21 protein-coding genes are annotated in these 23,242 nt (G+C 56.0%); 4 read left to right on the forward strand and 17 right to left on the reverse strand.

Annotation, left to right across the window (positions count from 1 at the left end; translation table 11 throughout):
• Positions 1-97 precede the first annotated feature (97 nt).
• Positions 98-1,282: a pectate lyase family protein gene (locus KIK84_RS14320; RefSeq protein WP_214123776.1), complete on the forward strand. Its 1,185-nt coding sequence runs from the start codon at positions 98-100 to the stop codon at positions 1,280-1,282.
• Here the strand turns inward: KIK84_RS14320 and KIK84_RS14325 are convergent, their stop codons facing one another.
• From KIK84_RS14325 to KIK84_RS14340, 4 genes are all read right to left on the reverse strand, one after another.
• Positions 1,283-2,137 carry a DMT family transporter gene (locus KIK84_RS14325; protein ID WP_214123777.1) on the reverse strand — a complete coding sequence of 285 codons (855 nt, stop codon included), beginning with the start codon at positions 2,135-2,137 and terminating at the stop codon, positions 1,283-1,285.
• Between the two features lie 73 nt (positions 2,138-2,210).
• A complete protein-coding gene (locus KIK84_RS14330; protein ID WP_214123778.1) occupies positions 2,211-2,927 on the reverse strand; it encodes an AraC family transcriptional regulator in 717 nt (238 codons plus the stop codon).
• Between the two features lie 13 nt (positions 2,928-2,940).
• Entirely contained in the window at positions 2,941-3,714 is a 774-nt protein-coding gene (cysE, locus tag KIK84_RS14335) for a serine O-acetyltransferase (protein ID WP_214123779.1), read from the reverse strand.
• Positions 3,715-3,724: 10 nt separating this feature from the next.
• Positions 3,725-4,510: an RNA methyltransferase gene (locus KIK84_RS14340; RefSeq protein WP_214123780.1), complete on the reverse strand. Its 786-nt coding sequence runs from the start codon at positions 4,508-4,510 to the stop codon at positions 3,725-3,727.
• Between the two features lie 125 nt (positions 4,511-4,635).
• On the opposite strand from KIK84_RS14340, the gene KIK84_RS14345 reads away from it, so the two are divergent.
• The gene (locus KIK84_RS14345; RefSeq protein WP_214123781.1) at positions 4,636-5,526 is read left to right on the forward strand and encodes an inositol monophosphatase family protein; all 891 of its coding nucleotides are present in this window, start codon (positions 4,636-4,638) and stop codon (positions 5,524-5,526) included.
• 131 nt (positions 5,527-5,657) lie between these two features.
• On the opposite strand, the gene KIK84_RS14350 is transcribed toward KIK84_RS14345, so the two are convergent.
• The 5 genes from KIK84_RS14350 to KIK84_RS14370 form a co-directional block, all read right to left on the reverse strand.
• The gene (locus KIK84_RS14350; RefSeq protein ID WP_214123782.1) at positions 5,658-6,842 is read right to left on the reverse strand and encodes an ATP-binding protein; all 1,185 of its coding nucleotides are present in this window, start codon (positions 6,840-6,842) and stop codon (positions 5,658-5,660) included.
• Between the two features lie 103 nt (positions 6,843-6,945).
• Positions 6,946-8,232 carry a DNA recombination protein RmuC gene (locus KIK84_RS14355; RefSeq protein ID WP_214123783.1) on the reverse strand — a complete coding sequence of 429 codons (1,287 nt, stop codon included), beginning with the start codon at positions 8,230-8,232 and terminating at the stop codon, positions 6,946-6,948.
• A 6-nt stretch (positions 8,233-8,238) separates the two neighbouring features.
• A complete protein-coding gene (locus tag KIK84_RS14360) occupies positions 8,239-9,294 on the reverse strand; it encodes a 2-hydroxyacid dehydrogenase (RefSeq protein WP_214123784.1) in 1,056 nt (351 codons plus the stop codon).
• The gene (gene pncB, locus KIK84_RS14365) at positions 9,291-10,508 is read right to left on the reverse strand and encodes a nicotinate phosphoribosyltransferase (RefSeq protein WP_214123785.1); all 1,218 of its coding nucleotides are present in this window, start codon (positions 10,506-10,508) and stop codon (positions 9,291-9,293) included. Before pncB ends, KIK84_RS14360 begins: the two co-directional genes overlap by 4 nt.
• Positions 10,509-10,538: 30 nt before the next feature.
• Positions 10,539-11,228 carry a nitroreductase gene (locus KIK84_RS14370; protein WP_214123786.1) on the reverse strand — a complete coding sequence of 230 codons (690 nt, stop codon included), beginning with the start codon at positions 11,226-11,228 and terminating at the stop codon, positions 10,539-10,541.
• 194 nt (positions 11,229-11,422) lie between these two features.
• Here KIK84_RS14370 and KIK84_RS14375 point away from each other — a divergent pair, with 194 nt between their 5' ends.
• Positions 11,423-11,971, forward strand: a complete 549-nt coding sequence (locus KIK84_RS14375) for a phasin family protein (protein WP_214123890.1) — start codon at positions 11,423-11,425, stop codon at positions 11,969-11,971.
• 197 nt (positions 11,972-12,168) lie between these two features.
• On the opposite strand, the gene KIK84_RS14380 is transcribed toward KIK84_RS14375, so the two are convergent.
• The 6 genes from KIK84_RS14380 to xrtB form a co-directional block, all read right to left on the reverse strand.
• Positions 12,169-13,098 carry a patatin-like phospholipase family protein gene (locus KIK84_RS14380; RefSeq protein ID WP_214123787.1) on the reverse strand — a complete coding sequence of 310 codons (930 nt, stop codon included), beginning with the start codon at positions 13,096-13,098 and terminating at the stop codon, positions 12,169-12,171.
• 5 nt (positions 13,099-13,103) lie between these two features.
• A complete protein-coding gene (gene clpA / locus KIK84_RS14385) occupies positions 13,104-15,425 on the reverse strand; it encodes an ATP-dependent Clp protease ATP-binding subunit ClpA (protein WP_214123788.1) in 2,322 nt (773 codons plus the stop codon).
• Positions 15,426-15,507: 82 nt separating this feature from the next.
• A complete protein-coding gene (gene clpS / locus KIK84_RS14390; protein WP_214123789.1) occupies positions 15,508-15,858 on the reverse strand; it encodes an ATP-dependent Clp protease adapter ClpS in 351 nt (116 codons plus the stop codon).
• 45 nt (positions 15,859-15,903) lie between these two features.
• Positions 15,904-17,541, reverse strand: a complete 1,638-nt coding sequence (locus KIK84_RS14395) for a 3-(methylthio)propionyl-CoA ligase (RefSeq protein ID WP_214123790.1) — start codon at positions 17,539-17,541, stop codon at positions 15,904-15,906.
• 26 nt (positions 17,542-17,567) lie between these two features.
• Positions 17,568-18,251: an exosortase-associated protein EpsI, B-type gene (epsI, locus tag KIK84_RS14400; protein ID WP_214123791.1), complete on the reverse strand. Its 684-nt coding sequence runs from the start codon at positions 18,249-18,251 to the stop codon at positions 17,568-17,570.
• Entirely contained in the window at positions 18,248-19,138 is an 891-nt protein-coding gene (gene xrtB / locus KIK84_RS14405) for an exosortase B (RefSeq protein WP_214123792.1), read from the reverse strand. The genes epsI and xrtB overlap by 4 nt, the downstream gene beginning before the upstream one ends.
• Between xrtB and KIK84_RS14410 the strand changes: the two genes are divergently transcribed.
• Positions 19,116-20,006 (forward strand): WecB/TagA/CpsF family glycosyltransferase, encoded by an 891-nt coding sequence (locus KIK84_RS14410; protein ID WP_250207990.1) that lies wholly within the window; start codon positions 19,116-19,118, stop codon positions 20,004-20,006. The genes xrtB and KIK84_RS14410 overlap by 23 nt on opposite strands.
• Here KIK84_RS14410 and KIK84_RS14415 read toward each other — a convergent pair.
• Together KIK84_RS14415 and KIK84_RS14420 are read right to left on the reverse strand one after the other, a co-directional pair.
• Positions 20,003-21,889: a PKD domain-containing protein gene (locus KIK84_RS14415; RefSeq protein WP_214123793.1), complete on the reverse strand. Its 1,887-nt coding sequence runs from the start codon at positions 21,887-21,889 to the stop codon at positions 20,003-20,005. The two genes, KIK84_RS14410 and KIK84_RS14415, sit on opposite strands and share 4 nt — an antisense overlap.
• An 80-nt stretch (positions 21,890-21,969) precedes the next feature.
• The gene (locus KIK84_RS14420; RefSeq protein WP_214123794.1) at positions 21,970-23,136 is read right to left on the reverse strand and encodes a glycosyltransferase family 4 protein; all 1,167 of its coding nucleotides are present in this window, start codon (positions 23,134-23,136) and stop codon (positions 21,970-21,972) included.
• Between the last annotated feature and the right edge of the window lie 106 nt (positions 23,137-23,242).

A 23,242-nucleotide genomic window follows, 5' to 3' on the forward strand; every position in this document is an offset into this window, starting at 1 on the left:
GAATTAGCCAGCAAGTTCACACTACCAAGGCCAGTCCTCAAGGACTGGCCTTTTTGTTTTGTACTATCGGCGAACAAGCAACCAAGCTCTATTGCATATGCCACTGCCCATTTCACTGCAACACCCATTCCATGCCATGCTCTTGGGCTACGCACTACTTAGTCTCACCCCCACAGCCTTGGCCGACGATGAAGCGCGCCAAGTGGCACCAACCGGGGGATGGGCCAGTGTTAACGGCGGCACCAACGGTGGCGCAGCCGCCAAATCGACCGATGTATACACCGTCACCAGTCCCAGCGCCTTGCTCCAAGCTCTGCGCCAAGCTGGGGAGCGCCCCAAAATCATCTGGGTAGCTGCCCCCATCGACATGACAGCCGCTGACAATGGAGGGGCCTTTCAATCCCACGCAGACCAAGACGCACGCGGCAAAATCAGTATCCCGAGCAACACGACCCTGATTGGCGCTGGTGACCAAGGGCACATCCGCAATGCGTTCATCCTGATTGAAAACGCCAGCAATGTCATCGTGCGCAATCTCTCCATCACCAACCCTTGCGATGTGGCACCCGTATGGGATCCCAACGATGGCAAAGACGGCAACTGGAACTCCGAGTTCGATGGCATCACCATCGACAAGTCGCACCACATCTGGATTGACCACAACACCTTCACGGATCTGCCCATTAGCGACGCCAATTTGCCCGTAGAAAACGGCAAAACCAAGCAATGCCACGATGGCGCTTTGGACGTGAAAAAGGGCTCGGATTTCGTGACTATCTCCTACAACGTGTTCGACTCACATGAAAAAAACAACCTGATTGGCCACTCCGACAGCAGCACCGTGGATGAGGGCCACCTCACCATTACCTTGCACCACAACCACTTCACCAACGTGGCTGAGCGCGCCCCCCGCGTGCGCTTTGGCCAAGTGCACGTGTACAGCAACTATTACGAAGGCGATCGCAAAGCCACGGCCTACCACCACCAGTACAGCATAGGGGTGGGCTATAAGGCGCAAATTCTGTCCGAGCACAACGCCTTTCGCATTACCGGGGCCAGCCAGTGCAGCCACGTGGTGAAAAACCCCGGGTCAGCCAGTAAAACTGGCGCCATCAGCGACACAGGCTCACAACTCAATGGGGCCGACCTCAACTTGGCCAGCAACTGCAACTTCGCCCCTGCCAACTGGACTATTCCCTACGCCTACACCCCCACGCCCGCGGCCCAGGTGCCCAGCACCGTGCCAGCACAAGCCGGGGCGGGCAAGCTGCTGATACGTTGATCAAGGGCGCTCGAACACTTGTACCAAGAGCGCCGCCCCCACAATCAACGCTGCGGCCAAGACGGTGTGCCAGCCCCACGGCTGGCCGCTGTGCCAGAGCATAAGCAGCGTCGAGAGCAAAGGCGTGATGAAAGCCAACACGCCGATGCGGCGCGGATCGCCGCGTTTGAGCGCAGCATCCCACAAAAAGAAAGCGCCACCCAGTGGCCCTAGACCGAGCAGGACAATACCCCAAGCATCGGCCACCGTCAGCGCCACGGGGGCCTCCCACCACACATGGCATAGCAAAGACAGCAGGCCAGAGACCACCGCAAACGAACCGACTGCCGCCGTCTCAAACCGTGCGACACGGCGTGTCCACAAGGAATAGCTGGCCCATACAAACGCCGAGGCCGCAGCGTACCAATACCCCACATGGAAACCGCTCGCTGGCCCATCCGATCGCCCCACTATTGCCAGCGCAGCACCTGCAAACCCCATCAGCGCAGCCAGCACGTGCACAAGGCCAAGGCGAGTACCGGGTAGGAACACCGGCGACAGCACCACAATGCCCAACGGCCACAAGTAGTTGATCAAATTGGCCTCCACAGCAGGGGCTGTGCGCAATGCCATGAACAGCAGCCAGTGAAAACCAAACAGGCCATAAACACCCAGCGCCAGCGTGGGCCAGGGCACCGAGCACCTGCGCCACTGAAAACGCGACAAGGGCAAAGCCAACAAACCACCCAGCAGCAAGGCCAACCCGGTCAAAAGAAAAGGGGGAATATGGGCCAAAGACACACCCAAGAGGGCCAGCGAGCCCCACAAAGCGATCGCTGACAAGGCCAACAAGTCCGATTGGATAGCGGTTTTCATAGGCCCCCACCTTAGCGAAGCAATCGCTAGCGCAACGCTGGTCAGGGTATACAAAACGCTGATTAAGGCGGGTTTAGTGTCGACGGCGCGCTGCAGCCAAAACGGCTGCGGACTGATAACCCACCCTGAGCGCCGCCTCGTGCGCAGACAAGCCTTGCTGGCGCAGCACTTGGCCCTGCTGCAAGCGCAACTGCCGAACCCATTGCATGGGCGAGCAGCCCAACTCCTGCTGGCAACGGGCGCGCAATTGGCTCTCACTCAGATTCACCCGCTGGGCCAAGTCAGCACACGTCAGGGGCAACGACAAACGCATACCCACCCACGCCTGCAAAGCCACCCAATCAATCGATCTGGCTTGGCGAGACACCGGCTCCGGTTGGCCTAGGCGTGCACCAGCACCACCAGCCCCCCGGCTACTGGGCATCCACAGTTGCGACAACAAATACGCACCATGCGTGGTAGAGACAGGCAAGCCTGCCTCCATCGCTCCCACCAGGGCCTTGACCAGTTGGTAGGCAGGTTGGCGCACGGTTGGACTGCGCAAACAGGCGGCCCAATGCGCCTCGTGGGTGTCCAAGACCCAACAGCGGCTGCCTCGGCGAGATTCAAAATCGTGCCGCTCCCCAGGATGAATCACGTAGCCAGCACCGGCTGACAAGCAAAGACCACGCCCCTCTACCTCCAGTTCCAGCACGCCATCAAGGGCCCAGAGGATTTGGAAATGGCCATGGCTGTGGCTCCCGCGCGCGGCACTGTAGTGCCGCACACTCATGGAGTCCAGTTCAGTCATGGGCAAGGGCTATCTATTTGCCAATCAGCTCGTTGAGCTTGTCGGCTTCAAAACACTCTTGGCGGGCAGCATCTTGCGGCACGCAGTCGGACTCGGCCAAACGGGCCGAGAGCTGCTCGATGGCTTTCCACAGCATGGCAATTTGGTGCTCTTGGCTGCTGGCGTTGTCCACCAAACCGCGCAGGGCTTGGCTCACCGGGTCATCCTCCTGCGTGATGCCGTAGGCAGTGAACTTGCGCTCAGTCTGCGTCACATCAGCGCTCACGCCCTCTTTGCTGGGAATGATGCGCGCTGGAATACCCACCGCCGTGGCCCCTGCAGGCACGGGCTTGATGACCACGGCATTGCTGCCGATCTTGGCACCATCACCCACCTCAAAGCCGCCCAGCACCTTGGCCCCAGCACTGACCACCACATCGCGCCCCAGCGTGGGGTGGCGCTTGGCACCTTTGTACAGACTGGTGCCGCCCAAGGTCACACCTTGGTAGATGGTGCAGCCATCGCCAATCACAGCCGTCTCGCCCACCACGGTGCCCATGGCATGGTCAAAAAACACGCGCTGGCCTATCACCGCACCAGGGTGGATCTCGATCCCGGTGAAAAAGCGCCCCATGTGCGAGATAAAGCGCCCCAGCCATTTGAAGCCGTGCGTCCAGCACCAGTGCGCAGACCGATGCAACACCACGGCATGCAAACCTGGATAACAGGTCAGCACCTCCCAAGCGCTGCGGGCAGCGGGGTCACGCTCTAGGATGCATTGGATGTCGGATCGGATACGGGCAAACATAGTAGTAAGTCTACCCCTTGGCAGGTAAGCTCTTTTGCAGCATGGCCTTGGCAATGCCGCGCAGGATATGGATTTCCTCTTGCGTCAGCTGCGCACGGTTGAACATGGAATTAAGCCGGGGCATGAGCTTCTTGGGTGCCGCCGGATCCAGAAAGTCGATGGCCAACAGCGCCTCCTCCCAGTGCTGCAGCATGCCCGCCACCTGCTGGGCATCGGCCTGCACCGGCGGCTTGGTAGCCTGCTCCACGCCATAGCCGCCCAGCGCCAAGCGCCACTCGTAGGCAATCACCTGAATGGCCGAGGCGATGTTGAGCGAGCCAAACTGCGGATTGGTCGGAATCGACAAGCAGGCATGGCAGCGGTACACATCCTCGTTGCGCATGCCGTGGCGCTCCGAACCAAACAAAAACGCCATGCCCTCTGGCGCACTGGATTCAGATACCCCATCGGCCACTAGAGCAGATGGGTATTGCTGGAGGCGCTCACTTTTTAATAGCAACTCAAAATGCTCACGCGGGCTGCGCGTGGGCGGGCCAAAGTCACGCGGCGTCATGGCTGTGGCGCACAAGTGGGTCATGCCCTCCAGCGCCTCATCCAGCGTATCGACCACGCGGCAGTTGCGCAGCACGTCCAACGCACCGCTGGCGCGCTGGATGGTTTCTTCGCGCCGCAGCACATTGGGCCAGCGCGGGGCTACCAGCACCATGTCGTCAAAGCCCATGGTCTTGAGGGCACGGGCTGCCGCGCCCACGTTGCCAGCGTGGCTGGTCTGGATAAGGATGAATCGGGTTCGCATGGTGTTGGTGTTTTGGTGCAAGGCCGCTAGAATGGTGGGCTATTTTCCGCGCTTTCTTGGAATATTTCTTCGATTGCCGCCGCTGTATCGCCAGCGATTTACAACCGTTCCTCCCCACACAATCTATGTCGCTCAATCTGCATCCCATGGTCAACGTGGCCGTGAAGGCCGCCCGTTCCGCTGGCTCCATCATCAACCGCGCATCGCTCGACCGAGACGCCGTGCGCATCTCGCAAAAAGGCGCCAACGACTTCGTCACCGAAATTGACCAAGCTGCAGAGCAAGTGATCATCGACACCCTCTTGGGTGCCTACCCCGGCCACGCCATCTTGGCAGAGGAAAGCGGCCGTACCCAAGGCTCCTACGACTCCGAATACGTCTGGATCATCGATCCGCTGGACGGCACCACCAACTTCATCCACGGCCTGCCCGTGTACTGCGTCAGCATCGCCTTGGCCGTGCGCGGCAAGGTCGAGCACGCTGTTGTGTACGACCCCACCCGCAACGACCTGTTCACCGCCACCAAGGGCCGTGGCGCTTACCTGAACGAGCGCCGCATCCGCGTATCCAAGCGCACCATGCTCAAAGACTCGCTCATCTCCACCGGCTTTCCCTTCCGCCCCGGTGACGACTTTGAAACCTACCTGCGCATGATGGGCGAAGTGATGCAACGCACCCACGGTCTGCGCCGCCCGGGTTCTGCCGCGCTGGACTTGGCCTACGTAGCCGCTGGCTACACCGAAGGCTTCTTCGAAACCGGCCTGCAACCTTGGGACGTGGCAGCAGGCTCCTTGTTGGTGACCGAAGCCGGCGGCTTGGTGGGCAACTTCACCGGTGAGCCTGACTTCTTGGAACAGCGCGAACTGGTAGCAGGCACGCCCCGCGTGTACGGCCAACTGGTCGGCATCCTGAGCAAGTACAGCAAGTTCGCCAGCACCGAACAAAAAATGGACGTGGCCGCAGGGCGCGGAACGCTGAGCGTCAATGGTGGAGAGGCTGCGGACGACGCGGCATAACCCCGTACACGGAGCGGGTTGCGACACGCTCCACCCCAACCCCATTTGGCGCTTCTAGCGCCATTTTTTATGCCCAAGACATGTACGGAGTGAATAGAGTTGGCTGGGGGTGGGAAATGCTTGGCAGCACATCAGGCCTTGGCAGAACCACCAGCATAGTGGCGCACCAAATAGTCATGGAACATGGGCACGGTAAAGGCCACATCTCCGTGTGATGGGCTGTAAATCATTCCCTTGCTGATCATCTGCGCACGCCGTGGCCCCAGGCTTTGCTGCGTTTCTTTCAATGCATCCGCTACGTCTGACGATCGGTAGGGACCGGGCCCCAGCTTGGCCATGGCAATGGCGTATTCGCGCTCCCTGGGGGTCAGCCTATCAAAGCGCACTTTAAAGAACCCTTCATCCAATCGCCTTGTCGCCTCCAGTGCGGCAGCGGTAGCGTCTTTCAAGGTGATGGGCGCTCCTTGGGCGATATTCCAGCATTGGTAGCCCCACTCCTGCAAAAAGTAGGGATAGCCTTTCGTTCTTGCCACAATCTCCGCTATGGCATCGCTATCAATGCGCTCCCCTTCACCCTCTATAGGCTGCCGAATCGCAGTTTCTGCATCCACGGGATTGAGCGGCCCGACTTCCGGGTAGTGGAAAAGGCGTTCCGCATAGGATTTGGCGTCGCCCGAAAGTGCCGCCACTTGGGGAAGGCCGGCACCAAAGAACAATACCGGCAGCACGCGTTGGTTGACTTTGTGGATGGCAACAATCAACGCGGCCAAGTCTTCGGTGCGCAAGTACTGCACCTCGTCAATCAAAAGCGTCCATGCCTTACCTGCTGCTTTGGCGGCTTCGCCCACGCGCAAGAACAACTCCGGCAAATCTGCCTGCATATCACCTGTATCCGCAACCCCCTCCTCCGGATCAACCGAAATGGAGGCATCCCCATACGTCAGCTTGAAGGCAGAGGCAAAGGAGCGAAGCGCCCTCAGTGCTTGGTGGGCTTTGGCCTTCGCGGCTTGCGAAGCGGAGAGCTTGCGCAAGGCTTGATTGATCTTGGGCACCAGCAGCTCACTGAGCGCTTTGCCCTCGGGCGCCTCTATGGACGATGTGATGTGCCCGGCGTCTTCTGCGAGTTCTTCAATTTTGTTCAGCAACACTGTTTTGCCGACACCCCGCAGGCCGATCAGCATTTGCGACCGGCAGGGCTTGGCCAGCAAAGCGCGTTGAATGGCTGTCTGCGCATCTTCAATGATGGCTTCTCGCCCAGCAAGCTCTGGCGGCCGACTGCCCGCTCCGGGGGCAAACGGGTTTCTCACTGCATCCATGGTCACTCCTGTGAGCACACAGCTCTACCAATAACTAGCAAAGTATAAGCATGTATAAGTCAATTTCTTATACAAAAATATACGATGCTATAGATTGATAGTTTCACTCCCCCTCTAACGGCAGCATGCCACTGGCCTGCTCGTCGGGCAGCGCTTCCACTTGGCGCAGGGCGCGATTCATCACGTTGGTGCGGGTTTGCGCTTTGTCCAGGGTGTTGAGCACGGTTTGGGTTTGGTCGCGCACCTTGGCCAGCACGTCGCCAAACTTGCCAAACTCGGTTTTGACCGCGCCCAGCACCTGCCACACGTCGCTGGCGCGCTTTTCCAGCGCCAGGGTGCGAAAGCCCATTTGCAGTGAGTTAAGCATGGCCAGCAAGGTGGTGGGCCCAGCCAGTGTGACGCGGTGCTCACGCTGCAGCGCTTCCATCAGGCCAGGGCGGCGCAGCACTTCGGCATACAGCCCTTCTGTGGGCAAAAAGAGCATGGCAAAGTCCGTGGTGTGCGGTGGCTCCAGATACTTCTCGGCAATGGACTTGGCCTCTAGCCGGATGCGTGCTTCCAGCGCCTTAGCGGCCAGCTCGGCAGCGGCGGCGTCGGCGCGGCTTTGCGCATCCAGCAGGCGTTCGTAGTCTTCGTTGGGAAACTTGGCGTCTATGGGCAGCCACACTGGCTCACCGTTGTCTGCGCGGCCGGGTAGGCGGATGGCAAAGTCCACCGGATTGCGGGTGCCGGGGCGGGTCACTACCTGGGCGGCGTATTGCTCGGGTGCCAGCACTTGCTCCAAGAGGCTGGCCAGTTGCGCTTCGCCAAACATGCCGCGGGTTTTCACATTGGTGAGCAGGTGCTTGAGGTCGCCCACGCCTTGGGCAAGGTGGTGCATTTCGCCCAAGCCTTTGTGCACTTGCTCCAGCCGATCGGCCACTTGTTTGAAACTCTCGCCCAAACGCTGCTGCAGCGTGGCTTGCAGCTTCTCGTCCACGGTGGCGCGCATTTCATCCAGCTTGGCGGTGTTGCTGGCTTGCAGTTGCAGCAGTTGCTGCTCCAGCGTTTGGCGCACTTCACTCAGGCGGCGGGCGTTGGCCTCGCTCAGGCCCATGAGCTGCTGGGCCAGCGTGTCGGCCACCGTCTTTTGCAGCAGAGTGATTTGTTGGCCGATGGCGTCCATTTGCGCGTTTTGCGTGCGCACGGCTTCGGCGCTTTGCTGGATCACCAACTGTTGAAACGTGGCGATGCTTTGCGCCTGCTCTTGGCGGGCTTGGCGGGCGCTGTCGTGCAGCTCTTGGCGCAGGCTGCGCACGGCCTGCATGGACGTGAGGGTGAGCACCAAACTGACCACCACAACCAGCAGTAACAATGCCAGCAGGCTCAGGGCTATGGGATCGAGTGCCATGGCGGTTTACGCCTTCGCTGCCCGGTGACTGGCCAGCGCATTGGCCAGCTTATTGACCGGGGTGATGGCTTTGCCTTCCAGCAAGTAGGACTGCAGGTTGCGCGCCGCCAAGCGGGCCATGGCCAAGCGGGTGGCGGTGCTAGCGCTGGCAATGTGCGGGGTCAGCACGGCATTGGGCACGGTGAGCAAATCGGGGTGAACGGAGGGTTCTCCCTCGAACACATCCAGCCCCGCTGCGGCAATGCGCCGCTCGCGCAGGGCGGCGGCCAGTGCGGCGTCGTCCACAATGCCGCCGCGTGCCAAGTTAACCAGCGTGGCGGTGGATTTCATGAGCACCAACTCTGCCGCGCCTATGGTGTGGTGGGCAGCAGGCGAATACGGCAGCACCAGCATGACGTGGTCGGCCTCACGCAGCAGCGTGTTTTTGTCCACCCAGCGGGCCTTGAGGCGCTGCTCGGTGGCGGCATCGAGCTGGCTGCGGTTGTGGTAAATGACCCGCATACCAAAGCCGTGCGCAGCCCGCTGGGCAATGGCCTGCCCAATGCGCCCCATGCCGATGATGCCCAGCGTAGCGCCGTGCACATCGGGGCCGCAAAACATGTCGTGCCGCCAGCCTTTCCAGCGCCCTTCGCGCAAGTAGCGTTCGCTCTCGGTCACGCGGCGGGCGGTGGCCAGCAACAAAGCAAAGCCAAAGTCAGCCGTGGTTTCAGTCAGCACGTCGGGCGTGTTGGTGCCTTGCACGCCGTGGGCGGTCATGGCCTCCACATCAAAGTTGTTGTAGCCCACAGCCATGTTGGCGCAAATGCGCAGGTCTGGGCAGGCCTCCAGCAGGGCGGCATCGATGCGCAGGCTGCCGTTGGTCATCACACCGTCTTTGCCCTGCAAGCGGGCGATCAGCTCGTGCACCGGCCAGAGCACGTCATCTTGGTTGGATTCGACGTCGAAAGTCGCCTCCAACTCGCGCAGCGCGGCGTCGGGAATGGCACGGGTGACCAGTACGCGGTGGCGTCGCTGGGCATTGCTGGTGTGGGTGGTGGGCACGGGACTGGTAATGGTGGTCATGCGCTGGTATCGGTTACGGCTGGCGGGGCGATGTCGAACACTTGGCGCAGGTAGGCCAGGTAGTTCTCGTCGTCACACATGCTTTTGGAGGGAGTGTCGGAGAGTTTGGCCACAGGTTGGCCGTTGCAGCGCGTCATCTTGATGACGATTTGCAGCGGTTCATAGCCCAAGTCGTTGGTGAGGTTGGTGCCAATGCCAAAGGCCAGCTGGCAGCGTCCGTGGAACTGCTCGTACAGAGCAATGGTGCGGGGGATGGTGAGACCGTCGCTGAAGATCAGCACCTTGGTGCGCGGATCTACGCGGTTGCGCTGGTAGTGCTCCAACATGCGCTCGCCCCACTGAAACGGGTCGCCGCTGTCGTGGCGCGCACCGTCAAACAGCTTGCAAAAGTACATGTCAAAGTCGCGCAGGAAGGCGCTCATGCCATACACGTCTGAGAGGGCAATGCCCAAGTCTCCCCGGTACTCACGCGCCCACGACTCAAACGCGAAGGTCTGGCTGTCGCGCAGACGCGGGCCCAGGGCTTGGGCTGCTTGCAAATATTCATGCGCCATGGTGCCCAGTGGGGTGTAACCCAGTGTGCGGGCAAAGTGCACATTGCTGGTACCGGCAAACTGGCCTTTGCCAGTGCCTACGGGTTTGACTACGCCCAGATGTGACGCCAAGGTTTGCAACACCTCGTGATGCCACTGGCGTGAAAAGCGCCGGCGGGTGCCGTAATCGGCAATTTTCAGGGCGCTCAGGCCCACGCCTTTGAGTTGGCTGACTTTCTCCTGCAGGCGTACACGACCTTGGGCATAGTCAGGCTGCAACTGGGTATTGCGAAAGTACACCTCGTTGATGATGGCCAGCAAGGGAATTTCAAACAAAATGGTGTGCAGCCAAGGGCCTTCTATCTCTAGTGACAGCTCGCCATTGGGCATCGGCTGCAGGCGCACGTATTTGGGGTTGAGGTGGAACAGCCCCAAAAAGTCCACAAAGTCGCTCTTGATAAAGCGCAAGCTGCGCAGGTAAGCCAACTCATCGTCCGTAAAGCGCAGCGTGCACAGCAGCTCGATCTCACGCTGAATTTCATCGGCAAACTGGGCCAAGTTGACGCCGGGGTTGCGGCACTTGAAACGGTATTGCACCTGCGCCCCCGGGAACTGGTGCAGCACCGCCTGCATCATGGTGAACTTGTACAGGTCGGTGTCGAGAAGACTTTCAATAATCATGGGCGCTGTGCTGGCATCAAACGGCAGGACTTAGTCCAACCACTGGGTGAATTGGGCCACGGGTTCGCGTGGGGTATGGAAGGTGTTGACCAATGCGTCGGGGTCGGCATAACCCAGTGCCATGCCGCACACCAGCATCTCCTTATCGCTGGCGCCAATATGGGGCAACACGATGCTGGAAAAGCCATTCCATGCCGCCTGTGCACAGGTATGCAGCCCCTTGCCACGGGCTGCCAGCATGATGTTTTGCATGAACATGCCATAGTCCACCAGCGAGCCCCTGCCCATGATGCGATCCACCGTGAACATGAGGCCCACGGGGGCATCGAAAAAACGGAAATTGCGCTGGTGCTGGGCGTGCATCTTGTCTTTGTCGCCCTTGCCAATGCCCAAGAGTCCGTACAGGCTCCAGCCGTTTTCACGGCGGCGGTCTATGTAAGGACTCACCCACTCTTTGGGGTAGTAGTCGTATTCCTCTTTGTACTGCTCAGCCAAGTCGGGGTTGGCCCGCACGGCATCGTGCGCTGCGCACACTTTGTCCACCAACTGATCACGACTGCCCCCCTGCAATACATACACCTTCCACGGCTGGCAATTGGTGCCAGAAGGTGCTCTGCTGGCCAAGGCCAAGATATCTGCAATGTCTTGCCGCGCTACTGGCTGCGGCAAAAAGGCACGGATGGACTGTCTGCTCTCAATGGCTTGCTCTACGGTGCTCATGGATATCCCACTGGTTGTATTCACTGTGATGCTCACTGGTTTGGCATTGTGCCAGCGCCAGCAAAATAGGCTTTTTAGGGTAAACGGACTAAATTTGCTGCACTGCACAAAAATCACTTGCAGCAGAAAAAATACGGGAACATAATTCGCTCCATGCTGCAGTGCAGCACAAACCACCCAACCCTGGAGGATTCATCATGTTGACAGTAGAGCAAATCATGGCAGCCCACAAAGCTAATCTGGAAACCCTGTTTGGCCTGACCAACAAAGCGTTTGAAAGCGTTGAGAAGGTAGTTGAGTTGAATCTGGCTACCTCCAAAACCGCACTGAACGAAGTCGCGGGACACACCCAAACCCTGCTGAGCGTGAAAGACGCGCAAGAACTGTTGGCCTTGCAATCGAGCTTGTTGCAGCCCTTGGCAGAAAAAGCCGCTGCTTACAGCCGCCACCTGTACGACATTGCCAGCACCACCCAAGCTGAGTTTTCCAAAGTGGCCGAAAGCCAAACAGCTGAAGCCCAGCAAAAGTTTGCCAACTTCGTAGACAGCACATCCAAGAACGCGCCCGCTGGCACAGAAACTGCTGTAGCTATTTTGAAGAGTTCCGTTGCAGCCACCAACAATGCATTGGAGTCTGTGCAAAAAGTGATCAAGCAAGCCACTGAAATGGCCGAAGCCAATTTCAATGCGGTGAGCAGCACTGCCACACAAACAACCAAAGCAGCGACAACTCGTAAGCGTTAATCAGACAGGTTAGTGAGAGTTAAGGTTTTTTTCCAAACTTTCACTAGTCGACGAGGGAAAACCCTGAGATAATAAGACCCAGTAAGTACCGATTTTTCAGTTGTCTCCTCGGGTCCTTTCGACACCATCAGTGGTTCAGGGATCCTTTCAAAGCCTCGTTGCAAAACGAGGCTTTTTTTTATCCGTCACTATGCCGCTCACTTGGTTTTGGCATCGATGGCCGCTCGCAATTCGGGTAAGGCCTTGAGCATGGCTTGACGCCCTGCTTCGATAGAGCGCTTGCGCGCAGTGAAATCAGAGCTTCCAATGCCTGTGAGTACGGGGCGCACGACCACATCGGCTTTTTGCAATTCAAACTGGTTGATGCTTTTGCCCATGATGGTGAAGGTCTGCAACAGCACTTCCAGTGTTCCATTGGTGGGGGCACCTTCCGGTGGGCTCGAAATATCGACCGCAATGACCAAATCCGCTCCCATTTTGCGTGCGGCACTCACCGGCACAGGGGCCACTAAGCCACCATCCACGTAGTCGTGCCCGGCAATTTTCACTGGCTGAAAAACACCTGGCACCGAGCTAGAAGCACGCACCGCTGTGCCAGTATCCCCGCGGCGAAAGAGCACTTCATTGCCTGTCGACAAATCTGTAGCCAAGATGCCCAATGGAACAGGCATTTCCTCCATGAGTTTGTTGCCTACTTGGTTGTTTACAAACTTGGCCAACGCCTCCCCGCGGAGCAAACCACGGTTAAACAGGGGCAAAGTCCAGTCGGCAATCGTGGACTCATCCATGCCTTCTGCAACCTGTTGCAACTGCCGACCAGTTTTGCCGCTGGCATACAAAGCGGCTACCAAACTGCCCGCCGAAGTGCCCGCAACCAAATTGGGGGTAATCCCGTTTTCTTCCAACACTTGAATTACCCCGACGTGGGCAAAACCACGGGCCGCACCGCCCCCCAAAGCTAAACCCACTTTGGGTGGTGTGCGCACAATGGGTTGTGCAGGAATAGCAGAAACCGTGGAAGAGTTGGCAATTTTGTCAGCCGATGGTGCTGTGGAACACCCGGCTAAAACCACGACACAAAAAAAGAGCGCCGCCCCAAAGCGGCGCTTAAATACCGATACCGACATACTGTTTAACTGGCTGCAGCCTCTTCAGTTTTCGATTTACCCTCTTTCTTGGGCAACGGTTGGATATCCAGCTGCACTTTGGCTTCCGCACCTTCGGGCTCTTCCAAGTCCACAGTAAGACGACCACCATCGACCAAACGACCAAACAGCAACTCGTCAGCCAAAGAGCGACGGATAGTGTCTTGGATCAGGCGCTGCATGGGACGCGCACCCATGAGGGGATCAAAGCCCTTTTTGGCCAAATGCTTGCGCAGTTTGTCCGTGAAGGTGACTTCCACTTTCTTCTCACCCAACTGGTTTTCCAGTTGCAGCAAGAACTTGTCCACCACACGCAAGATGACAACTTCGTCCAATGGCTTGAAGTTCACAATGGCATCCAAGCGGTTGCGGAACTCCGGCGTGAAGGTGCGCTTGATATCGCCCATTTCGTCGCCTGCCTGGCGTGGATTGGTAAAACCGATGGTCGCCTTGGTCATGGTCTCAGCACCCGCATTGGTCGTCATGATGATGATGACGTTGCGGAAGTCAGCCTTGCGCCCGTTGTTGTCGGTCAGCGTGCCATGGTCCATGACCTGCAGTAGGACGTTGAAGACATCAGGGTGTGCCTTCTCCATCTCGTCCAACAGCAGCACGCAATGCGGCTTCTTGGTGACGGCTTCGGTGAGCAAACCACCTTGATCAAAGCCCACGTAGCCGGGAGGCGCGCCTATCAGGCGACTCACGGCATGGCGCTCCATGTACTCGCTCATGTCAAAGCGCACGAGGTCAATACCCATGATGTAGGCCAACTGCTTGGCCGCCTCTGTCTTGCCCACACCAGTGGGACCACTGAACAAGAAAGCGCCAATGGGTTTGTCGGTCTTGCCCAAACCAGAACGTGCCATCTTGACGGCAGCGGCCAGCATGTCCAATGCCGCGTCTTGACCGAACACCACACTCTTAAGGTCGCGCTCCAAGGTTTTGAGCTTGCCGCGGTCGTCGCTGGACACATTGGCAGGGGGAATGCGAGCAATCTTGGCCACGATCTCTTCCACCTCAGCCTTGCTGATGGTCTTTTTGCGCTTGCTGGCTGGCAAGATGCGCTGAGCAGCTCCGGCTTCATCGATCACATCAATCGCCTTGTCAGGCAAATGGCGATCGTTGATGAATTTGGCACTGAGTTCGGCCGCCGCCTGCAAAGCGCCCAAGGCGTATTTGACGTTGTGGTGCTCTTCGAAGCGGGACTTCAGGCCCTTCAAGATTTCCACGGTTTGGTCCACCGTGGGCTCGACCACATCGACCTTTTGGAAGCGGCGGGACAGCGCAGCATCTTTTTCAAAAATGCCACGGTATTCGGTGAAAGTGGTAGCGCCGATGCAGCGCAGTTGACCACTGGAGAGCGCAGGCTTGAGCAAATTCGACGCATCCAAGGTGCCGCCCGATGCAGCGCCCGCACCGATCAGGGTGTGGATTTCATCGATAAACAGAACCGCATGGGGCTTTTCCTTCAAGGCTTTGAGCACTGCTTTGAGGCGTTGCTCAAAATCACCACGGTATTTGGTTCCGGCCAGCAAAGCGCCCATATCCAAGGCGTAAACCGTGGCTTCTTGCAGCACTTCAGGCACGCTGCCTTGGGTGATGCGCCATGCCAAACCCTCAGCAATCGCAGTTTTTCCTACGCCGGCTTCGCCCACCAACAACGGGTTGTTCTTGCGGCGGCGGCACAGGATTTGCACCACACGATCCACCTCGAACTCACGGCCAATGAGGGGATCTATGCGGCCTTCTTTGGCCGACTGATTGAGGTTTTGGGTGTACAGATCCAGCGGCGAGGCTTTTTCGTTGCGTTCAGCACCAGCCTCTTCGCTCTCTTGGTTGCTCTCTGGCGCTTTGGGGGGCTCTTGCTGGTCGGTCTTCTTGATGCCGTGGGCAATAAAGTTCACCACATCCAAGCGGGTAACCCCCTGTTGGTGCAAGTAATAAACGGCGTGGGAGTCTTTCTCGCCAAAGATTGCCACCAGCACGTTGGCACCGGTCACCTCTTTTTTGCCACTGCCAGTGCTCTGCACGTGCATGATGGCGCGCTGTATCACGCGCTGAAAACCCAAAGTCGGTTGGGTATCCACTTCTTCAGTGCCGCCAACCTGCGGGGTGTTGTCTTTAATGAAAGTGGATAGCGATTTGCGCAAATCATCGATATTGGCAGCACAAGCAACCAATACGGCTTGGGCGCTGGGATTATCCAGCAGCGCAAGGAGCAAGTGCTCTACCGTGATGAATTCATGTCGCTGCTGCCGGGCTTCCACAAACGCCATGTGGAGGCTGACTTCAAGCTCTTGGGCAATCATATGAACTCCTTTTCGCCTTGCTCTGAAACTCTAATGTAGCGGCATTTGGGGGCGTCGTTGCCTGATTTCAACAACACCTTGTTCAGCCCGGGGCTGGTTCACAAATGCACTGCAGCGGATGCCCGTCACGGTGTGCTGCTCGCAGCACCAGTTCTGTTTTGGTTTGGGCAATATCTTTTGGATAAATACCGCAAACCCCGCGACCCTCGGTATGAATTTTGAGCATGATTTGTGTCGCTGCTTCCAAATCCTTGCCAAAAAGTTCTTGCAGCACAGCAACGACGAACTCCATGGGGGTGTAGTCGTCGTTGAGCATGACGACTTGGTGCATCGGCGGAGGTTGGGTACGCAGCGTAAGGCGATCAAGCACCAAGGCTTCATCGTCCGACGGCCCCGGTGTGTGACTGGGAGGAATAGGTTTTCGACTGGCCATGCAAGCATTGTATGCAGCCTCGGCTGCTGCTTGCAGGAGTTGGTTTCAAACCGTTTGCGCAGAGGGTAATTGGTAATCCTTGAGCACGTCTCGCAGTTTGTTTTTCTGCATTTTTCCTGTGCCGCCCAGTGGAATGCTGTCCACAAACACCACATCGTCTGGGATCTGCCACTTACTCATCTTGCCTTGGTAAAAGGCCAACAAGTCGGCGGTCTCCAAGGCCATGCCGGGCTTTTTGACCACCACAACAATGGGACGCTCGTCCCACTTGGGGTGGGGCACCCCAATGCAGGCAGCCATGGCCACTGCAGGGTGGGCCATGGCAATGTTCTCCACATCGATGGAACTAATCCATTCCCCACCCGATTTGATGACGTCTTTGCTGCGGTCGGTAATTTGCAAATAGCCATCGGCATCGATGGTGGCCACGTCGCCACTGGGGAACCAACCATCTTGCAAAGGCGAAGGGTTGTCGCTGCGGTAATAGTCCTTCATAACCCACGCCCCTCGAACTAACAAGTCACCTGGCGTCTTGCCGTCATGCGGCAGTGGCTGGCCATGTCCATCAACTATTTCGATGTCCACACCAAACACGCCACGCCCTTGTTTGATGCGCAAGGCATGTTGTGCTTGCACATCCAACCCCATGTGTTTGCGCTTCAAGGTATTGACGGTACCCACAGGGGATGTCTCAGTCATTCCCCAAGCGTGGCGTACATCCACACCGTAGTCTTGGGCAAAGGTGCGCAGCATGGCTGGTGGGCATGCAGAGCCGCCCACGACGGTGGAGCGCAGAGTATTGAAGCGCAACCCTTGACTTTGCACGTATCCCAGCAGCATTTGCCACACTGTGGGCACACCAGCCGCCATGGTGACTTGCTCCGCCTCCATCAGTTCGTAGACAGATTTGCCATCCAAGGCAGCGCCCGGGAAAACCAACGTAAAACCTGTGAGCGCTGCGGCATACGGCAAGCCCCATGCATTGACGTGGAACATAGGTACAACGGCCAGCACCACCTGTTGGGCACCCAGCCCCATGGCATCGGGCATCGCAATGGCCATGGCATGCAATACGGACGAACGGTGGCTGTACAGAACGCCTTTGGGGTTGCCCGTAGTGCCGCTGGTGTAGCAAAGGCTGGAGGCAGTGTTCTCATCCAATTGCGGCCATGCATAAACAGTAGGATGTCCGGCAATCCACTGCTCATAGCTCACCAGATTGGGGATACCGCTGTCTACAGGCAGTTTGTCTGCATCACACAAAGCCACATAGTGCCGAATGCTGGGCACTTTGCTCTGCAGGGCTTGCACCAAGGGCAGGAAACTCAGATCAAAGCACAGCACCTCATCCTCGGCGTGGTTGCAAATCCATGCCATTTGCTCTGGGTGCAGGCGGGGGTTGATGGTATGGAGCACACGGCCAGAGCCGCTGACACCGTAATACAGCTCGAAGTGGCGGTAGCCATTCCACGCCAAGGTGGCGACACGGCTTCCAGCAGGAATATTCCACGCATCCAAGGCATGGGCCGCTTGGCACGCCCTGTTGGCCACTTGGCTGTAGTCGCTGCGGTGGATATCCCCTTCGACACGCCGCGAAATGATGGGGGTGTCTCTATGCTGGGTTCTGGCAAATTCCAACAACGACGAAACCAAAAGAGGATAGTGTTGCATCAAACCCAGCATGTAGTGTCTCCTTGATGTATCTGGTTTTATATCCCCCGCCCAAGCACCCGATTGCGAAACTCCGTTGGTAGGGCATCGGCAAGGTCTTTTAAAAACGCTGCCTGCAAATCATGCCCACGCTTCATATCAGCATCTATGCTGGAAACCCGCACCAACATGCCATCAGGAATCAAACCTTGGAGGCCCAATTCGAATTGGGCAATCTTTTGATCTAAGCGTGAGACAGTTGCTCGATCACCAACCACCATCCAATAAGTAATGGGTTCATTGCGGTTGCCTTGTTTGGCCATCAGATACCGCGTAGGCACAGCTCGATCACTCAATACCAACTGACCGGTGAAATTACTCAATATTTGGAACCCCTGCGCTGGGTAACACACCTCTGGCATGTGAGCCCGAGTTGCATCAGACTGATCCCCCCCATAGGCGACAGACAACATGATGCGCCGACCATTGCTATTGATATAAGTGCGCGTCAGCGTTTGGTTATAAATGCTGTTGAGCAATGCCTGCGTTTCAGGCGAAGGCTGCACAATGCGAGCAAACGGATCCACAGTCCAATCGGCAAATGCAGCAGGAAAAATCTTTTCCAAATCTGGTTTACCCAACACATCGGCCATGTGTTTACTTGGTGTCATGTAGTGAGCCACTGCTGATGCAGTCACCGCTGACAACAACACAGCAACAGCGCGTCTACGAGTGGGGCTCATACTGCTTTCTCCCGAAAAAACAAACCCAAAACGTAGTCAGTACCCAAGACGAGCACCAAGCCCACTGCAAATAGCAACATGCCAGCGAAGCCATGAATGAAGCCCTGCCCAGCTTCATTGCCCATGTGGTATGTAACGAGCACCAAAATCATGACACGCACCACATTGGCAGCAAATGCTATTGGTATCACGGAAATAGCCAGCAGCACATTGCGTTTGACCGATTTGTATTGCATGAGATTCATGTACAGCAAGCCCAGCGCCTCTAAAGTAAACATAGAGTTCAAGCCCGCACACGCATCTGCCACGAGCAATTGGTACGGCCCCACATTCAAAATGACACCAACACGACTCACCGGATAGCCGATTTGGTACAGCAAATCCGACGCCACAATAGAAACGGCCATTTTCAACGGCGCAGTAACAATAGCCACCAATGCTTCAGGGTAAGGTGTCATGAACACCAAGAAGAACAGTGGGAACCACACCAAGCGCAGAACCCGCGCCCCCCAGAAAAGCAAAATAAAAGCCAGCACCACACCCACTTGTGAGCCGACCTCGAGCATCAAGAACGACTGTGATTTGCCTATGATGTAAGCCAACAGACTCAGAGCAAGCACTGCACTACCCCAACCGATTTGGGGTGCTTTGGGCAGAGCAGCTACAGCATGCCGAGCACGAAAAAACAGCCACACACTGACTACAAAAATGATGGGGCCATGCCCCTGCTCATCAGTAACCCAAATGGTGTGGGCCAAATTCCAGTAGCTTTGGGCATACATCAATACCAGCGCTAGAGCCAAGAAACCCAAAGTCCATGGATCGCTTCCGCTTGGCAACCAACCGCCCCCCCCAGAGGGTGTTATGTCTTTTGCATCTGTAGTCATATATTTTCATCCCGTGCATCCATTATTGGCATGCCAGCGATCTTCCCTTAAAACGATAATGTTACTGTTTTCCACACAGACCCCAGCAGGGAGCAATTTGGCAATGACCCCCCAGCAGCGTAAGCTCCATTACATCTATGGGCTGCCTTTCGATGCCATCACCTTGGATCAAGCTGTCAGCACGGTATGGAAAGCCATATCAAATCGGCAACCACTTTTCATATCCACGCCAAACCTCAACTTTCTGATTGCCAGCCAACAAGACGAAGCATTCAGGGCCTCCGTACTTGCCAGCGATTTAAGCTTGGCAGATGGCATGCCCATCGTTTGGCTAGCGCGCAAACTCAAACTCCCCATTACCGAACGCGTTGCAGGCTCCGACCTATTTGCAGCACTGCGCACTGGGCCTGTCCCCACAGGCTGCACTGCGCTGCGGGTTTACTTTTTTGGAGGCCCCGATGGGGTTGCTGAGCGCGCGGCACAAGTTATTAACAGCACCAGCAGCTCCATGCAGTGCGTTGGTTGGGCCTCACCCGGGTTTGGTTCCGTAGAAGACATGAGCAAACCTGAAACGATTGCAGCCATCAACGCTTGTAATCCAGACTTTGTCGTGGTGTCTCTCGGCGCAGCCAAAGGCCAAGCATGGATCATGCGCAACAAAAATCAACTCTCGGCCCCCGTCATCAGCCACTTAGGCGCCGTGGTGAATTTTGTCGCGGGCAATGTATCCCGAGCGCCGCGCTGGATGCAGCGCACCGGATTGGAGTGGTTGTGGCGAATTAAAGAAGAGCCACAGCTTTGGAAGAGGTATTGGCGTGATGGGCTTGGTTTGGCAAAACTTATATTAAGCAAACCAAACAAACGCTAATTAAGAATTGCCCCCATACTCCGAGTAGAGCTTGGAGTTAAGGGCTTCAACAAGAAATCATTCCAGACAGGAACAGAGACACCCGAGCTCAACGCATACGTGCTCACTGCAGGCGTAAAGTCAACTGCGGCAGATGGAGATGAGGAACTCCATGGCTTGCTAGAGTTGACTTGCAAGTCGGTTGAATTATTAATTAAAACATAATCCGCAGAGCTTACAGTTGACGGCCCCATAAACGTGGCCCGTGGATCTTGGGTATAACCATTTTTAGTATTCCCAGGAGCATAGGCAATATTATTTTTCATAACAGTGCCTGTTGCCTGCCCATAAATAGAACTCTTTGATATCCCAATAGCCGTATATCCATTTACATAACTTGATCCATCCGATTTATAAAATGTATTATTATACAAAAAAGAGGAACTAGGGGCCGGCGTGTAATTTGAATTCTTACTCTCCACAATCATTCCAAACATTCCACCAACCGAAACCACAATATTATTTCTAAAAGTGAAATTATTAGCAACCGCAGAATAAGTAGCAGAATAATTATAGGATTTTATTAAATTTCGCTCAGCAACAATATTGCGCAACCGTTCGCCCGAATTGGTATTGGTCACCACCAACGACAACCCTGGGCTCTGAGATGTTGATGAGTTGGGATAACCATTCAAAATATTATCTGAAACAACCACATTTTCTGTCCATACGCCATTCCATGTGCCATTGTTAAGCTCGGTACTTGTCAACCCTGAATGAGATCCTCTAATTGTTAGCGCATGTCCTCTCGCCTGCGCACTCACTATGGTGTTATTGGATATTACAGAATTAATAACACCCTGGAGTCGCACAGCATGATCTTGCGTTCCACCGTATACACTATTTCCCACGAATGCCAAATACCGAGGATCCTCCATATAAACAGGTATTGGCCCACCCAAACTATTATCCCACGGATCGCGGATTATAGAATCAAAAATATAAACACCAGAAGAAGATCCATTAACCCAAATATTATTTCGCAACTTCGATATATCTGATCGCAAAATCAACGTATTAGAACCACCAGAAATAAAAACACTAGCAGCCTCAGCAGCGGCTGTGTCAGGACTTGCCTTAGATGCAGTTGCAGAAAAATCCACATCAACAATTCGCCAATCTGCAATTGACGATGGAATATAAACTGCTCCGCCACTGTCATTCATATTAACAACAGGATTAGCACCAGTCCCGTAAGCAGTTAACAAACCAGGCCCTGCTTTGGGAACAAAAGAAGAAGTCGTAGTCCAACTATCACCTCTTTTGAGCAAAATTCTTTTATATGTATTTGACAGATTGGTCAAATCACTCCAACTGGTCACCAGCTGTACTGCAGCTCCACTTGGACAACCACCAGTATTAGCGGTGGGTGTGCTAGTGCTGGATACACATAAAGTTTTTCCAGAAAAAACCGTGTCAGGATCCGTTACAACCACACTGACCGTCTTGGTCATGGTTGTAAAGCCATCATATGAAATGACCTTCACCGTGTAGGTGCCTGCAGTTTCAAATACATGCGCAGTCACCGGCCCGTAGGCTACGTTTTTACTCGAACCCGCTTTGGCACCATATGTCCATGTCCCTGCCCCGGTATCCCCAAAATCCCATGTGTATTGCACTTCATGAAACGGGCGACTAGTGGCTGTGGATGTAGTTCCAATGGTGTCAAAACTAATCGCCAAAGGTGCTACGCCCGTTAGACGGGTCGCATTCAATACCAAATTATTGGTAACGGAGGTACTGCCTCCCCCCCCATCCCCGCCCGCAGCTCCACCACAGGACATCAAGAGCACGACATGGGCTATCAGAATGACACGCAAAAAATGCGCTGTGGTCGAAAACATGGTGCTTCTCATAATAGACAGCGGGAACAAATGCTACGCCGCCTTGTCACCTCTATCGACTGTTTTGCCCAAGACTTTTGCTATTTGTTGTAATTCTTTCCCGCTAGCACGGTTCGATATATATCAACAACCTTGCCAGCCTTGACTGACCACAGGTAGTTTGCACGGACTTTGGCAATAGCCGCCAAACTCATGGCTGCGCACATAGCATGGTTTTGCACCATGGCCTCCATGGCTTTGCGCACATTGGCAATCAGCACTTCCCGTGGAGCCATATTGACCAATATGCCGCACTGTTCATCTACCAGTTCTGCAGGCCCACCGTAGTCCACTATGACGCAGGGCAAACCCGATGCCATGGCTTCCAGCACCACACCGCCACCAAATTCACGCAAGCTTGGAAAGGCCAATGCATGGGCCTGCTGCATTTCTGCTGCCAAATCTGTCTGCTGCACCCAGCCTGCAAAGCGTACTGCATCCCCTAGCCCGCGCTGTTGGGCGAGCTTTTCCAGCGCCTGACGCTGGGGGCCATCCCCCACTACCAGCAGCTCGGCTTGTCTGAGCAAGTCTGAGCCTGCCATGGCTTCCAGCACCAAATCCACCCCTTTGTAAGGAACCAAACGCCCCACCGTAATAAAGCGAAAACGCCCACTCGGCGCCTGCCACACCCGGCCCAACGTGAACTTGGCCGGATCAATTCCGTTTTCTGGCATATGCCAAGTTTGACCACGAAATACAGCTGGGATTTCTGTGGCAGTGTGTTTACTACCCGCAATGACTGCCTTCAGGTGTTTGTACGTGGAGCGGAAATACGGCAACAGTCGGTATGCCTTGCGCAGAGGTACCAGCCACTCTTTTTCCTGTGCACGCAGTTCAGGGTAATCTTTAGGCCAAGGTAAGCCCCCATTGATGGGCCCCAGCACCATGGGTGTTTTGATCCACTTGGCCAAGGGGCTGCCCATGGTTGGACTCAGGGGGGTGACACGGTGCACCACGTCAAACTCGTCCGCCGTCAACGCCTGCTTGAACTGCTGGTACACCTTGTACTCAAACAACATATAACTTGGCCAACCCAAGGCCGTACCGATTGTCCAGGACAAGCCGTCACTGCGCAGCAATTTGCTCAGCTTGTGCAAAGGCCTGGCCAACGCCTCGTTGTCGATGCAACAAAGCGTCACCATGCCCGCAATAGGATCCGCACGCAAAGCAGCCTCATTGCGCACGTGACTTACCAAAGTAATGTCCAAATCCTCCCTCTCAGCCAGTGCCCTGACTAGGTTGTAGCCAACCAATGGGACACTGGTAAACGTTGGATTACACGCCTCTGCAATCAACAGAACTTTGAGTTTTTTC

This window comes from Curvibacter sp. CHRR-16, assembly GCF_018474005.1.
Classification (GTDB): Bacteria; Pseudomonadota; Gammaproteobacteria; order Burkholderiales; family Burkholderiaceae_C; genus Allorhodoferax.

What these genes read in the sequence shown, in the direction of transcription:
- KIK84_RS14320 (WP_214123776.1), top strand. Translation starts at nt 98, where the DNA reads ATGCCACTGCCCATTTCACTGCAACACCCATTCCATGCCATGCTCTTG.
- KIK84_RS14325 (WP_214123777.1), bottom strand. Translation starts at nt 2,137, where the DNA reads ATGAAAACCGCTATCCAATCGGACTTGTTGGCCTTGTCAGCGATCGCT.
- KIK84_RS14330 (WP_214123778.1), bottom strand. Translation starts at nt 2,927, where the DNA reads ATGACTGAACTGGACTCCATGAGTGTGCGGCACTACAGTGCCGCGCGC.
- cysE (WP_214123779.1), bottom strand. Translation starts at nt 3,714, where the DNA reads ATGTTTGCCCGTATCCGATCCGACATCCAATGCATCCTAGAGCGTGAC.
- KIK84_RS14340 (WP_214123780.1), bottom strand. Translation starts at nt 4,510, where the DNA reads ATGCGAACCCGATTCATCCTTATCCAGACCAGCCACGCTGGCAACGTG.
- KIK84_RS14345 (WP_214123781.1), top strand. Translation starts at nt 4,636, where the DNA reads ATGTCGCTCAATCTGCATCCCATGGTCAACGTGGCCGTGAAGGCCGCC.
- KIK84_RS14350 (WP_214123782.1), bottom strand. Translation starts at nt 6,842, where the DNA reads ATGGATGCAGTGAGAAACCCGTTTGCCCCCGGAGCGGGCAGTCGGCCG.
- KIK84_RS14355 (WP_214123783.1), bottom strand. Translation starts at nt 8,232, where the DNA reads ATGGCACTCGATCCCATAGCCCTGAGCCTGCTGGCATTGTTACTGCTG.
- KIK84_RS14360 (WP_214123784.1), bottom strand. Translation starts at nt 9,294, where the DNA reads ATGACCACCATTACCAGTCCCGTGCCCACCACCCACACCAGCAATGCC.
- pncB (WP_214123785.1), bottom strand. Translation starts at nt 10,508, where the DNA reads ATGATTATTGAAAGTCTTCTCGACACCGACCTGTACAAGTTCACCATG.
- KIK84_RS14370 (WP_214123786.1), bottom strand. Translation starts at nt 11,228, where the DNA reads ATGAGCACCGTAGAGCAAGCCATTGAGAGCAGACAGTCCATCCGTGCC.
- KIK84_RS14380 (WP_214123787.1), bottom strand. Translation starts at nt 13,098, where the DNA reads ATGTCGGTATCGGTATTTAAGCGCCGCTTTGGGGCGGCGCTCTTTTTT.
- clpA (WP_214123788.1), bottom strand. Translation starts at nt 15,425, where the DNA reads ATGATTGCCCAAGAGCTTGAAGTCAGCCTCCACATGGCGTTTGTGGAA.
- clpS (WP_214123789.1), bottom strand. Translation starts at nt 15,858, where the DNA reads ATGGCCAGTCGAAAACCTATTCCTCCCAGTCACACACCGGGGCCGTCG.
- KIK84_RS14395 (WP_214123790.1), bottom strand. Translation starts at nt 17,541, where the DNA reads ATGCTGGGTTTGATGCAACACTATCCTCTTTTGGTTTCGTCGTTGTTG.
- epsI (WP_214123791.1), bottom strand. Translation starts at nt 18,251, where the DNA reads ATGAGCCCCACTCGTAGACGCGCTGTTGCTGTGTTGTTGTCAGCGGTG.
- KIK84_RS14410 (WP_250207990.1), top strand. Translation starts at nt 19,116, where the DNA reads ATGTCTTTTGCATCTGTAGTCATATATTTTCATCCCGTGCATCCATTA.
- xrtB (WP_214123792.1), bottom strand. Translation starts at nt 19,138, where the DNA reads ATGACTACAGATGCAAAAGACATAACACCCTCTGGGGGGGGCGGTTGG.
- KIK84_RS14415 (WP_214123793.1), bottom strand. Translation starts at nt 21,889, where the DNA reads ATGTTTTCGACCACAGCGCATTTTTTGCGTGTCATTCTGATAGCCCAT.